The 13,245-nt window shown below is 35.6% G+C and carries 8 protein-coding genes; 7 read left to right on the plus strand and 1 reads right to left on the minus strand.

Annotation, left to right across the window (positions count from 1 at the left end; genetic code table 11):
* The first annotated feature begins 201 nt into the window (after positions 1–201).
* The 5 genes from GVN22_RS10570 (at position 202) to GVN22_RS10590 (ending at position 8,458) form a co-directional block, all read left to right on the plus strand.
* Positions 202–1,092 (plus strand): methyltransferase domain-containing protein, encoded by an 891-nt coding sequence (locus GVN22_RS10570; RefSeq protein ID WP_166550988.1) that lies wholly within the window; start codon positions 202–204, stop codon positions 1,090–1,092.
* A gap of 207 nt (positions 1,093–1,299) precedes the next feature.
* Positions 1,300–2,949 (plus strand): Ig-like domain-containing domain, encoded by a 1,650-nt coding sequence (locus GVN22_RS10575; protein ID WP_166550989.1) that lies wholly within the window; start codon positions 1,300–1,302, stop codon positions 2,947–2,949.
* A 486-nt stretch (positions 2,950–3,435) separates the two neighbouring features.
* Positions 3,436–5,271 carry a tetratricopeptide repeat protein gene (locus tag GVN22_RS10580; RefSeq protein ID WP_166550990.1) on the plus strand — a complete coding sequence of 612 codons (1,836 nt, stop codon included), beginning with the start codon at positions 3,436–3,438 and terminating at the stop codon, positions 5,269–5,271.
* Positions 5,272–5,366: 95 nt separating this feature from the next.
* Positions 5,367–6,467 carry a hypothetical protein gene (locus tag GVN22_RS10585; protein WP_166550991.1) on the plus strand — a complete coding sequence of 367 codons (1,101 nt, stop codon included), beginning with the start codon at positions 5,367–5,369 and terminating at the stop codon, positions 6,465–6,467.
* Between the two features lie 218 nt (positions 6,468–6,685).
* Positions 6,686–8,458 (plus strand): long-chain fatty acid--CoA ligase, encoded by a 1,773-nt coding sequence (locus GVN22_RS10590; RefSeq protein ID WP_166550992.1) that lies wholly within the window; start codon positions 6,686–6,688, stop codon positions 8,456–8,458.
* Positions 8,459–8,490: 32 nt separating this feature from the next.
* On the opposite strand, the gene thrC is transcribed toward GVN22_RS10590, so the two are convergent.
* On the minus strand, positions 8,491–9,798 hold the full coding sequence (gene thrC, locus GVN22_RS10595; RefSeq protein WP_166550993.1) for a threonine synthase: 1,308 nt from the start codon (positions 9,796–9,798) through the stop codon (positions 8,491–8,493).
* 219 nt (positions 9,799–10,017) lie between these two features.
* Here thrC and GVN22_RS10600 point away from each other — a divergent pair, with 219 nt between their 5' ends.
* Positions 10,018–10,947, plus strand: coding sequence for a helix-hairpin-helix domain-containing protein (locus tag GVN22_RS10600; RefSeq protein ID WP_166550994.1), 930 nt, complete (start codon positions 10,018–10,020; stop codon positions 10,945–10,947).
* A 93-nt stretch (positions 10,948–11,040) separates the two neighbouring features.
* On the plus strand, positions 11,041–12,669 hold the full coding sequence (gene pruA, locus GVN22_RS10605; protein WP_166550995.1) for an L-glutamate gamma-semialdehyde dehydrogenase: 1,629 nt from the start codon (positions 11,041–11,043) through the stop codon (positions 12,667–12,669).
* Positions 12,670–13,245: the final 576 nt, after the last annotated feature.

Genomic DNA, 13,245 nt, shown 5'->3' on the forward strand with positions numbered 1-13,245 from the left:
TTTCCACAGTGGCTTTTGTATTTAAAACAGATTTTGAACTAAGAATGTAAACGAAAATAAGAACCACTATCAGATTACATTCATTCATCTATAAAGGTGAATGAATTATAGTTCTACACATTTTAGTGTCATCAATTATTCCACCCCAAAGTATAAATAGACTTTTAGTATATTTGTTGTATCAACATAATCCAGAATACGATGCAAGAATTACTAGAGAAGTGTCCAGTTTGTCAGCATACCCAAACCCAAAAATATATTACCTGCGAGGACTTCACTGTAAGTCATGAAAAATTTGATATTGTATCTTGTCAAAAATGCGGCTTCAAATTTACCAATCCAAGACCAACAGCCAACACTATCGGGAAATACTATCAGTCCGAAAACTACATTTCGCATAGCAACACCTCGAAAGGAATCATTTCAAAAATCTACCACCAAGTAAGAAAAATAACGCTTCAGCAAAAAGTAGATTTAATCAATAAACTCAACGGAGGAAAACAAGGTAGCTTACTCGATATTGGTTGTGGAACAGGAATGTTTTTGAACGCTGCCAAAACAAATGGATGGAAAGTCTCAGGGGTAGAGCCAAGCGATGGCGCTCGAACAATGGCCGAAGAAATTAATCAGATTTCTATTCCTTCAGAAATTCTTGGTTCATATCAATACCAACAATTTGATATTATTACGATGTGGCACGTACTTGAGCATGTTCACTTACTAAACGAAACGGTGGAGTTCCTAAAGGAAAAATCCACCCAAAAAGGAAAGGTAATTATTGCAGTTCCGAACCATGAATCTCAAGATGCTCAAATTTATCAAGAGCACTGGGCTGCCTACGATGTACCAAGACACTTGTATCATTTTTCGAGAAATAGCATTCAGCAACTTTTCGAAAATCACGGATTCAGATTGAAAGAGCACTTACCCATGAAATTTGATTCTTTCTATGTAAGTATGCTCTCCACAAAATACCAACAAGGAAATACTAACTATGTGGAATCGTTTTTAAGCGGACTCAAATCAAATAGGGTAGGAGCGAAGCAGAACAATAATTACTCAAGCATCATCTATATCTTCGAGAAAAAGTAGTTTTCCACGACATATTCTCTGATTTTCCCACAGATTTAATACTTATTAACATATTTATCAACATCCCTCGGTGATTATATATTGCCGAGGGATTATTTTTGTTGATAATTATAAGTACTAAATACCTTATAAATAAACAATTTCAATATAATAGCAAAAGTTATACACATACGATTCTATTATCAACAAAGTTTTCAACATATTCACATGAAAGTAATTAACATAGTCTTGATAACTTTTCTAGGATTTCTATTCATAGAGGCGTTATTTAGTTGTGCGCAGGTTGTAGCACCCACAGGAGGTAAAAAAGACACCCTCGCACCAAAATTAGTAATGAGTATCCCAGCTAATCAGTCCAAAAACTATAAAGGAAAAAGTATCGAGATTCAGTTTGATGAGTATATCAATGTGGATAACCTTCAACAACAGCTATTAATAACGCCAAGTACGGAGCCTTTTTTTACTACTAAAACAATGCCCAGAGGTGTTCGTATTACTTTTGAAGATGCCTTTCAGCCAAATACAACCTATAGTTTCAATTTTAGAGAGGCTATTAAGGACATAACTGAAAGAAACCCAGCCAAAAACGTAAGAATTGTATTTAGTACTGGCGGGGTGATTGACTCACTATCTATAGAAGGAAATGTCGAAGATATTATCGAGAATAAAGGGCTGTTAGACGCTACCGTCGGAGTGTACAGATATTCGGATACACTAAAAATCAATAAGATGAAGCCTTACTATTTTACAAAAACAGATAGTACAGGAAATTTCAGAATTGAGAACGTAGCGGCAGGGAAGTACAGAATTTATGCTATTACCGATGTTAACAGTAATCTTCTATATGATGAAACAAAGGAAAAAATTGGCTTTATAACTGATACACTGCAACTTAATAAAAGCGTCAGTGGACTAAAAATTAAGGTAGCCAAGGCAGATAACTCTCCCGTAAAGGTGAGTAAAACACGCACAACCACCAATTATTACTATGTGGAGTTGAACAAGGGTGTCAAAAAAGTCGATATCAAATTCGAAAATCCTCAAGATAGTATTCCTTATCAACTTGTGGAAAAGAATATGGTACGTGTGTATAACTTGAAGAAAGTAAGTCAAGATACTATCAAGATCGCTATGACCGTTGTGGATTCACTGGATAGGAAGTTTGATTTTAAGCAGAAAATTAAGTTCAAGGCAAAAGGTAAAAAAGAAGATTCATTTGTAGAGGAGTTCAGATATGAGGTAAGTCCACAGAATAATCAACAAGTTGATTTAAAAGAAGTTGGTTATACCATCAAATTCAGTAAACCAATAGGAACCTTCGATTGGAAAAAAATTAAAATACTGAATGATACCCTCAAAAAGGTAGATATTCTTGAAAAGCATTTTTCATGGAATGTGGATAAAACAGAAGTATTGTTGAAAATCCCTGAAGCGCCAAAACCAAAGGAGTTTTTGTCCCTTGAGATTCCCGTAAATACATTTCAGTCGATAGAAGGTGATACCAACAAGATTGTCAAGCAGCTTAATCCGCTCCGAGATCCAGAAAATTATGGTTTAATAGAAGGACAAATCAACAATCCACAAGGAAAACAGTGTATTGTACAAGTATTAAACGATAAAAAAGAAGTTGTAAAAGAACTTATCCACACTAAAACGGGGAAATACACATTCGATTTCTTGACACCAGGGGTATATCGGGTACGATTAATTGTGGATACAAACAAAAATGGACGCTGGGATGCCGCAATTGTGGATAAAAACACCCCCGCGGAAGAAATTTTGCACATCAAAGACAAGATTAAGCTCAAACAGAACTTCGAACTATCAGGTTTTGACTTCAAAATTGAGGATAAATAGGCTAATTGTGGATAAGTGCCATTTTTCGGTGTAAGACTGTATAAATCTTGTGGATAAACACCCCTATTTTGGGTACAAAAATTGTGGAAAGAATTGAAGCGTTTGTGGAAAGAAAATGAGCCCAAATATCGAAGTGTATAACTTGATAAGTTATACCACAGAAAAACACCATTTATCCCCCAACAAACACACCGTTGAAAAAGTCCTATTTATCCACACAAGTAACCTGTGGATAAGTGCCATTTTTTGTTAATTAGCTGATAAACAATATTTTAATTGTATATAAATTAAATATTAAGTGTGTATAAAATTAAAGTTATTCACATCACAACGTGAAAATATTTTTTCACAAAAGTATTCCACAAATCCACAGTATAATAAGCATAATAGATATTCTTTCTTTTTAAAAAATTAAAAAAATAAATACTATATATATTATGTTGTGTTGAAAACTGAAATGAATGTCAAATCTTTAACGCCTAAAATATGAAAAGTGAAGTGTGTATGTTAAATCGTCCTTTTTTCAAATTTATGTGCTTTGCCTTTTTTCTAATCACGGGAATATATCAGGCAAGTGGACAAGATGTGGAATTGGGGATTGAATATGTGAAAGCTGGAGAATATGAAAAAGCAAAAAGCATTTTTCAGAAATTGGCTAAAAATAAAGACATCGCTGGGAGTATTCATAAACCCTATCTTCAGACATTGTACAAATTGAAAGAAGTGGATGAAGCTGAAAAGTTTTTGAAAAAGCAAATCAAGTGGTCTGATGGAAATCCGTTTTATATACTCGATTATGCACATTTGTTGGAGGAACAGAAGAAAAAAGAGGAAGCAGATAAACTTTATAATCAAATACTCGAAAAATGTAAAGTTACAGATGAGTTAACACTCAAAATGGTAAATGAATTGAGTACTTATCAACAGTATGATTGGGCTATTAACTTGATTGAGAAAAACAGGCTTTATTTTAAGGATATCAGCAAGTTTCCTCTTCAGGTAGGTAGATTGTACAAACTGGCTGGAAAACCTCAAGAAATGCTTGAGGAATACCTAAATTTTGGACGTGATATAGAAAACCGAGAAATCCTTCAAGGAATGCTCCAAGATGAGCTTAGAGACGAAAACGATCAAGCGCTTTTAGAAAAGGTTTTGTATGCCAAAGTTCAGAAATTTCCAGAAGATCCCTATTTCAGCGAAATGTTGATTTGGCATCTCACTCAAAAGAAGGAATTCTTCAAAGCATTCGTCCAAGCACGGGCCTTAGACAAGCGATATAAGCGTGAAGGTGCCCAAGTAGCCGACTTAGGGTTTGTAGCGTATCAGAACAAAGATTTCAGTAGTGCAGGTAAGGTTTTTGAATATTTGGTCAAAGAGTATCCAAAGCAGCAAAATTATCCACTTTGGAGAAGAGTGTTGATAAACTCAAAAGAAGAGGTCATCAAAAACACTTACCCCGTGAATCAAAGTGATATTAGAATCTTGATTCAGGAATATACCAAACTTTTAAACGAATTGGGAATAAACCAAAGAACTCTTGAGGCGTTGCGAAGTAAAGGTCTTTTATATGGTTTTTACCTAAACGAAAAAGATACTGCCATAGCTGTGTTGGAAAGTGCTATAAAGTTATCCACAGGCAATAGGGAGTTTGTGGATAAGTGTAAATTAGACCTTGGTGATATTTATGTACTAAAGTCCGAACCATGGGAAGCTACCCTACTTTATTCACAAGTAGAAAAATCTGAAAAAGATAGCCCAATGGGATACGAAGCCAAACTTCGAAATGCTAAATTGTCCTATTACAAAGGCGATTTTGAACTGGCAAAGGATGTGTTGGATATTCTCAAACAGGCTACCACTCGTGAAATTGCCAACGATGCCATGAATTTAAGCCTTCTTATTCAAGATAATACGGGTATTGATACTACCGACCAAGCTTTAAAAGACTATGCCAATGTAGAATTAATGCTTTTTCAACATAGAAATGAAGAAGCTATGGCTGAAATGAAAAGTATGGTGACCAAGCACAAAGGACATCCACTCGAAGACGAATTTATGTACTTAATGGCAACCACTTATTTAAAGGAAGGAAAGGTAGATGAAGCCATAGAACAATTAGAGAAAATTGTGGAAAAGTTCCCCACAGATATACTCGGAGATGATGCTTTGTATATTTTAGCGAAGACATATCAAGAAAAGAAAAACCAGCCTTCAAAGGCAATGAAGCTATATCAAGAACTACTCACGAAATACCCAGGAAGTATTTACGGTGCTGATGCTCGCAAGAGATTCAGAAATTTGAGAGGCGATACAATAAATTAAATAAAAATCACGTAATTAGGAGGTTCGTATACACATACGAGCCTCTTTTTTTTCCTCAAAAAACTTCTTAGAACCTAGTTAATATCTTATCCACAATGAAAACATTTTATACACAATGTTGTGTATTCCTACTCGGAATAACAGTATCCACTGGTGTTTGTGGACAAAACCGAACCACATCAACACCCCTTTTTATTTGTCACTATTATGGCAAAAAAATCAATGAAAGCGATTTATGCAATTCAGTAATGGGATATGGAAGTAGCCGAGCGGAAAGAGAAGTTAAAAAGATTACAGAACTGATGCACCTTTCTAGAAATCCATTTCAAATGATGGAATGCCCCAATACTGACAACTGTTACGCTACGCTTGTAGAAGGAGTACCTTATATTATATATGATAGAAGTTTTTTGCAAAGAGTTCATACTGTAACACAAAAGGATTGGGCTGCTATATCTATTTTGGCTCATGAGGTTGGACATTTGGTTTATTATCATCCAACAAGTCAAAAGGGAAGCCAACATCAAAAAGAACTAGAAGCTGATGAATTTTCCGGGGCAACACTCTACAAGATGGGCGCAACCCTTGAGGAAGCACAACTTGCCATGCAGTATTTCCAAGAAGAAGTGTGGACAACTACGCACCCACCACGCTCGCAACGTATGAAGGCAATCGCAAAAGGATGGCTAGAAGAAAAACGGAAAGAAGAAAAAAATGTCGTAGCATATCAAAACAACGAAGTTATTATTCCTGATAAAACTGCTTCAGATGATGATAATATAGTCTCTTCTGAGAATTTGAACACTTATCCACAGCCAGAGGCAAAAAAAATAGATTCAAATATAGAAGTTGGAAAGTACGGCTGTGTGGAAGGCGATTGCATCAATGGATATGGATACTATATCCACAAATCTCAAGGAAGTTATAAAGGAATGTGGAAAAATGGAATAAGAGAAGGGATTGGTGTACAATTTAAAGCAGATGGAAATAAACTATTTGAAGGTATGTACGAAAGTGGTAAGCGAAGTGGAAATGGGATATATTACTTTTCTAATAACATTTATTTGGAAGCAGTATTCGAAAATGACTTCCCAACAAAAGAGGGTCGCCTCATCAATCAGTCTGGAGCTCAACCACGTGAACTAAATTATGTGCAATCAAATGGTGAGGTAAGCTCTATGAAAATACCAAAATAACGCATACAAAAAGGATAGGGCTTTTTTACCTATCCTTTTTATTTTTTATAAGCTTTTGTAAATAATAAGATTAAGTGAAAAAATATTAAAAAAATTATGCATGCATACTATTTTTAATTTCTACAACCTATTATCTTTGAGAAAATGAATTGTGCTTAATCTTGTTTAAATTGTATTAAAAAAAGATTGGTGTCTCATCAATAAGCAAGCTATCAAATATGAACAATCACCAAACCGCAACACGAGTTTTTGACCTATTAGAAACAAGTGTTAAACCACTGAATAAAGAGGACGTTTTTGCTTGTAAAATCCAAGGCAATTGGAGAAAATATAGTGCGCAAGAAGTTATAGATACCGTTAATAAGATAAGTCTTGGTCTATTAAAACTAGGAGTAAAGCGTGATGACAAAATTGCTTTAATTTCCAACAACCGACCTGAGTGGAATTTTGTTGAGCTTGGAATCCAACAAATAGGCGCTGTATCTGTTCCTATGTACCCAACTATCACGATAGAAGACTATCATTATATTTTCTCAGATGCAGATATTAAATTGATTTTTGTTTCTGATGAGAATTTGTTGAAAAAGTCGACAGAAGCTAGTAAAGGAATCGATTCGGTCGAAGCTATATATACTTTTGATAAAATTGCAGGAGCAAAACATTGGACAGAGGTACTCGAAATAGCTCAGAATGATGACGTGGCATCTCTTGAAGCCCATAAGTCGGCGGTCCTTCCTGATGATTTATTGACATTAATCTATACTTCTGGAACTACTGGAAAACCCAAAGGTGTGATGCTGACTCACAACAACATCATTGCCAATGTTGAAGGACTGATCAAAGGAAAACATTTAGAGCTAGAAGCAGGGGATAAAGCATTGAGCTTTTTGCCATTATGCCATATCTACGAGCGCACAGATATTTATGTCTTTTTGCGTTATGGTGTTTCGGTATACTATGCCGAAAGCATGGATACTATCGCCGATAATCTCAAAGAAGTAAAGCCACACGTTTTTGCAACCGTTCCAAGATTATTGGAAAAAGTATATGATAAGATTGTCGCAAAAGGATATGAGTTAACCGGAGTCAAAAAATCACTGTTTTTTTGGGCATTAAACCTCGGGCTAAAATACGACCCAATGAAAGAAATGGGTTTAGTATATGATATCCAGCTTAAAATAGCCAGAAAATTGATTTTCAGTAAGTGGCAAGAAGCGCTGGGAGGAAATATCAAATTTATTGCTTCTGGTTCCGCAGCCTTACAACCTCGTCTTTCAAGAGTATTTTGGGCAGCAGGCGTACCAATAGTCGAAGGTTATGGACTTACCGAAACCTCTCCAGTAATTTCATCTAGTATTATTACCGACTTTAGAATTGGTTGTGTGGGTACTGTTTTACCAAATGTTCAAGTAAAAATTGCCGAAGATGGCGAAATTTTGGTAAAAGGACCAAGTATCATGAAAGGCTATTATAACAAGCCTGAATTAACGAATGAGGTAATTGATTCGGAGGGCTGGTTTCATACAGGCGATATTGGAGAGTTTGCCGAAGGAAGATATTTGAAAATTACAGATAGAAAGAAAGAAATCTTCAAAACTTCTGGAGGAAAATATGTAGCACCACAGTTATTAGAGAATAAATTAAAGGAATCAATCTTCGTAGAACAGGCAATTGTAGTTGGCGAGGGCGAAAAGTTTCCATCAGCTTTGCTCGTTCCTGAATTTAATGCCTTAAAAGAATGGTGTGTACGTCATGAGATTCCTTGTGGTTCAAATGACGAAATGGTGAAACAACCAAAAGTTTTAGAGAAGTTTGATGAAGAGGTAAAGCACTTGATGAATAATGTAGCAAAATATGAACAAGTCAAAAAGGTCGTATTATTAACTAAATTATTCTCTATCGATAGCGGTGAACTTACCCCAACCCTAAAATTGAGACGAAAGGTTATTCATTCGAAATATCAACAAGAAATATTATCCATGTACGAATAAAAAAAGGATGCCCAATTGGGCATCCTTTTTAATTATAATTGCAATAAATAGTTTTTAAAATCACTAAACTTCGTACTCATTGGAATCGCTATTTTCTCTTTAGATAATAAAGCCGAAAGACGTTCTGGAATTGGTACAGTTGTTCCTAAGGTTCCCTCAACTACATCCAAAAACTTCGCATAATGAGCCGTAGATAATAAAACTCCTGTTACATCTTCGCCTAATTCTGTCATATAAGAGTTCAATCCACGATAAGCGACTGCCGTGTGAGGACACATGATATAACCCGTTTTGTCATATACCTCTTTCATCGTTACTCTAGTATCATCATCATTGCTAAAATCACCAGCAATATGTTTAACTACCTCTTCATAAGCATCACCAGCCAATAATTGCATACGGATAAAGTTAGAAGGGTTGCCCACATCCATAGCATTCGAAATCGTTTCTTGTGATGGACGAGGCTCATAAACGCCACTCGCTAAGTAATTTGGAACAATGTTATTGATGTTCGTAGCCGCAACAAACATTTTTACTGGCAATCCCATTCGCTGTGCAATAAGCCCAGCCGAAAGATTACCAAAGTTTCCACTTGGTACACAGAATACCACTGGCTTATCCACACCCGCTTTTTTCAATTGTGCATAAGCATTGAAATAATAGAACGATTGAGGTATCAATCGACTAATATTAATCGAGTTTGCTGATGCCAAATTGTATTTAGACGAAAGCTCTTGGTCCAAGAATGCTTGCTTTACCAAGCTCTGACAGTCATCAAAGGTACCATCTACTTCCAAAGCAGTAACATTTCCTCCAAGAGTGGTCAATTGCTTTTCCTGAATATCAGATACTTTTCCTGTAGGGTACAAAATCGTAACCTTGATACCAGGTGTATTATAAAATCCTTGTGCTACAGCTCCTCCTGTGTCGCCTGAAGTTGCCACAAGAATGTGAATATCCTGATGAGATTTTTGTAAGAAATAAGACATCAATGCTGCCATAAATCTTGCACCAAAATCCTTGAATGCCATAGACGGTCCATGGAACAACTCAAGCACATATTTGTTAGGCTCAATGCCAACCAATGGAGCTTCAAAATTGATTGAACGTTCGATAATACCTTTTAAATCACCTTCAGGCACATCGTTACCCAACAAAGCTTTTGCTACTTCAAATGCTATTTCCGAAATACTTAAATCACCAATGGTATCAAAGAAGCTTTGTGGTAATGTAGGTATTTCATAAGGCATATACAATCCATTATCAGGGGGAAGTCCTCTAAATACCGCCTCTTCCAACGATACATCTGGGCTTGCATGCTTGGTACTATAAAGTATCATATTCTCGTTTTTTGGTTAAATCGTTGCTAACTTCTTTGCAGACAGAGTGCTCCTTGATATGTTAGCAATTGAAATTGATGGACAATTTGTGGTACAAAATTATTTTAAACATTATATAATTCAGCATGTTGACACTAGAAAGTCTCGAATAAACTTCAAAATGTCTCTTCAATTGTATAACTTTCAGTTAAATCTTCACCTAAAAACAAGTTCTGCCTTATGAAAAAACAATGGATGCAATGGATTCAGTATGCCTTTGGCTACAATCGTACCGAAGCAAAAGGTTTTATATTACTATTGATGCTATTATTTACCTATCTTTCTATTTACTTATATATATGGTTGTCCCCAAGTAAATCTTCTCTAGCTTTCACACAAAATCAACTCAATCAAAATTCAGAATTAGTGTCATTGATTGAAACTGCCGAAAATCCTCCTAGTCGCTTTAAAAGTTTTGAGAAAAAAGAAGAGGAGGCTTATTCAATTATTCCAATTCGACTTCATTCATTTGACCCTAATGTAGCAAGTGTTGAAGAATTGGAAGAATTAGGTATGCCACCGTGGCTTGCTAAGAGAATAGACCGTTTCAAAAGCAAAGGAGGAAAGTTTTACAAGAAAGAGGATTTACTCAAGGTTTATGATTTTCCAGAAACACTTTATCAGAAATTGATACCATACATCACTATATCCGTTCCTCAAAACGGTAAGTTTGCCAAACGTTCATTCATTCTGCAAGAAAAAACGCCCAAAACACCTGCAAAATTTGATTTGAATACGGTAGATACCACAAGATTAATCCAACTAAAAGGAATAGGAAGCAAATTGGCAGCTCGAATTGTCAAGTACCGAGATGTACTCGGCAGCTTCGTAAGCACTTCACAGATACGAGAAGTATATGGACTAGATTCATTAGTAGTAGAAGAAATCCTAAGATATGGATACATAAATAACCCTCAAGTTCGAAAAATTAATGTTAATGAATCTTCATTCGAACAAATGAAACATCCTTACCTAAAACCATACATAGCTAAGGCCATTGTTAACTTCCGAAATCAGCACGGAAAGTTTCAGTCTATTCAAGATTTAAAAGCCATTAAACTTCTAACGCCAGATATAATCCAAAAGCTAGAACCATATTTATCGTTCTAGCATTATTCCTTTATAAATACTTAGTTATCGTAGGGTTGGAGGAACCAAAACAACTGCGTAACTTTGAATTGTGTAATTTAAATACTTCATCAAATGTCCATAGGATTTTTTAATGTACCAACTCCCAAGAACGAACCTATCTTAGGATATGCTCCTAATAGCAAAGAAAGAGTTTCATTGAAAGCAAAGCTTGCTGAAATGAAATCTCAAGTAATCGAGGTTCCTATGTTTATCGGTTCTGAAGAACTTAAAGAAGGAAAGAAACTTCCTTTAACAAGTCCACATGACCACCAACATGTTTTGGGATATTACTATGAGGGTGATGCGTCTCATGTCAATAAAGCAATTGACTCATCCTTGGCTGCACGTGAAAAATGGGCTAATATGTCCTGGGAACATCGTGTATCAATTTTCTTGAAAGCTGCCGACTTGTCTGCTTCAAAATATCGCATGGAGCTAAATGCTGCTACGATGTTAGGACAATCAAAAAATGCTTTCCAAGCAGAAATTGACTCAGCATGTGAGTGGATCGACTTCTTAAGATTTAACGCTCATTTTGCTACTCAAATTTATGCACAACAGCCAGAATCTTCTGAGTACGTTTGGAACAGATCTGAATACAGACCTCTTGAGGGTTTTGTTTTTGCCGTAACTCCATTCAACTTTACTGCTATTGCAGGAAACCTTCCAGCTTCAGCAGCCTTGATGGGTAACGTTGTAGTATGGAAGCCTTCTCCAACTCAGATTTATTCAGCTTATGTTTTGATGAAAATCTTAAAAGAAGCAGGTCTTCCAGATGGCGTTATTAACCTTATATATACAGACGGTCCTTTAACAGGGGATATCGCTTTCCGTCATCCTGAATTTGCGGGTGTTCACTTTACTGGTTCAACTAAAGTATTCCAACATATTTGGAAAACAATCGGAGAGAATATCCATATATATAAATCATATCCGAGAATTGTTGGTGAAACAGGTGGAAAGGACTTTGTTGTTGCTCATACTTCAGCAGATCCAAAAGCTTTAGCGGTTGGTTTGTTGAGAGGAGCTTTCGAATTCCAAGGACAAAAATGTTCTGCGGCATCTCGTGCCTATGTTCCAAAATCATTGTGGGAATCTACTTGGGAGTATTTCTCAAAAGATCTTGCAGAATTGAAAATGGGTAGCGTAGAGGATTTCTCCAACTTTGTAACAGCTGTCATAGATGAGAAAGCTTTTGATAAAATAGCTTCTTATATAGATTTGGCAAAAAATAGTGATACAGCTAAAATAATTGCTGGTGGAAGCTATGATAAGTCAAAGGGATATTTTATTCAACCAACTGTTATCTTAACTGAAGATCCTAAGTTCACCACAATGACAGAGGAAATCTTCGGACCTGTTCTCACAATTTACTTATATGAAGACGATCAGTTTGAGGAAACATTGCATTTAGTAGATACAACATCTCCTTATGCCTTAACTGGTGCTATCTTCTCTCAAGATCGTTATGCAATAGAATTAGCTACCAAAAAGCTGACAAATGCTGCTGGTAACTTCTATATTAATGATAAGCCAACAGGTGCAGTGGTAGGGCAACAACCATTTGGTGGTGGTCGTGCTTCTGGTACAAACGATAAAGCAGGTTCATCATTAAACCTTTTACGTTGGGTTTCTCCAAGAACAATCAAAGAAAACTTTGTATCTCCAACAGATTATAAGTATCCATTCTTAGCCGAATAAGGATATTGAGAAATATTTCAATTGAAATCCTCATCTTTTCATTAAGGTGAGGATTTTTTATTTTGTATTATTGGGGGGGGCTTTTTGTACCTAAAAAAGATATATTCAAATGTAATCATTTGAGTGTTTTATACTAGGCAAAAAACTTTCAATAGTATGATTCTACTAATCAACGACTTATAAAAAACTTTTAAAAATAGTGTTGAAAAGATTTGGAAGGTTGAGAATAAAGTGGGAATTTTGCACTCCCAAATGACGGGAAAGGAGTTGTAGCGAAGAGATAGAGTTAAGAGTTTTGAAAATAAATTTTAAAAAATATTTTCAAAAACATTTGGAAGTTAAAAATAAAGCTACTAATTTTGCACTCCCAAACAACGGGAAGCGGTTAAATCGAAAGAGATTTGACGACAAATTTTGAGATAATGCACTGACGATAAGTTGGTTAATTATTTTGGGATAAAGAGTTCTTTGAAAAGCTGGTAAGAAAAGATAAAAGAAGATACGACATTCTAAGATAGGTTGTGATGTTATAATTCTTTAGAATAAGACAGAACAACATTTCATTAAAATATTTAC

The organism is Cellulophaga sp. BC115SP (assembly GCF_009905545.1).
Classification (GTDB): Bacteria; Bacteroidota; Bacteroidia; order Cytophagales; family Spirosomataceae; genus Flectobacillus; species Flectobacillus rivi.

Coding starts and splice junctions, on each gene's coding strand:
- GVN22_RS10585 (WP_166550991.1), top strand. CDS start 5,367: ATGAAAACATTTTATACACAATGTTGTGTATTCCTACTCGGAATAACA.
- thrC (WP_166550993.1), bottom strand. CDS start 9,798: ATGATACTTTATAGTACCAAGCATGCAAGCCCAGATGTATCGTTGGAA.
- GVN22_RS10575 (WP_166550989.1), top strand. CDS start 1,300: ATGAAAGTAATTAACATAGTCTTGATAACTTTTCTAGGATTTCTATTC.
- GVN22_RS10580 (WP_166550990.1), top strand. CDS start 3,436: ATGAAAAGTGAAGTGTGTATGTTAAATCGTCCTTTTTTCAAATTTATG.
- GVN22_RS10590 (WP_166550992.1), top strand. CDS start 6,686: ATGAACAATCACCAAACCGCAACACGAGTTTTTGACCTATTAGAAACA.
- GVN22_RS10570 (WP_166550988.1), top strand. CDS start 202: ATGCAAGAATTACTAGAGAAGTGTCCAGTTTGTCAGCATACCCAAACC.
- GVN22_RS10600 (WP_166550994.1), top strand. CDS start 10,018: ATGAAAAAACAATGGATGCAATGGATTCAGTATGCCTTTGGCTACAAT.
- pruA (WP_166550995.1), top strand. CDS start 11,041: ATGTCCATAGGATTTTTTAATGTACCAACTCCCAAGAACGAACCTATC.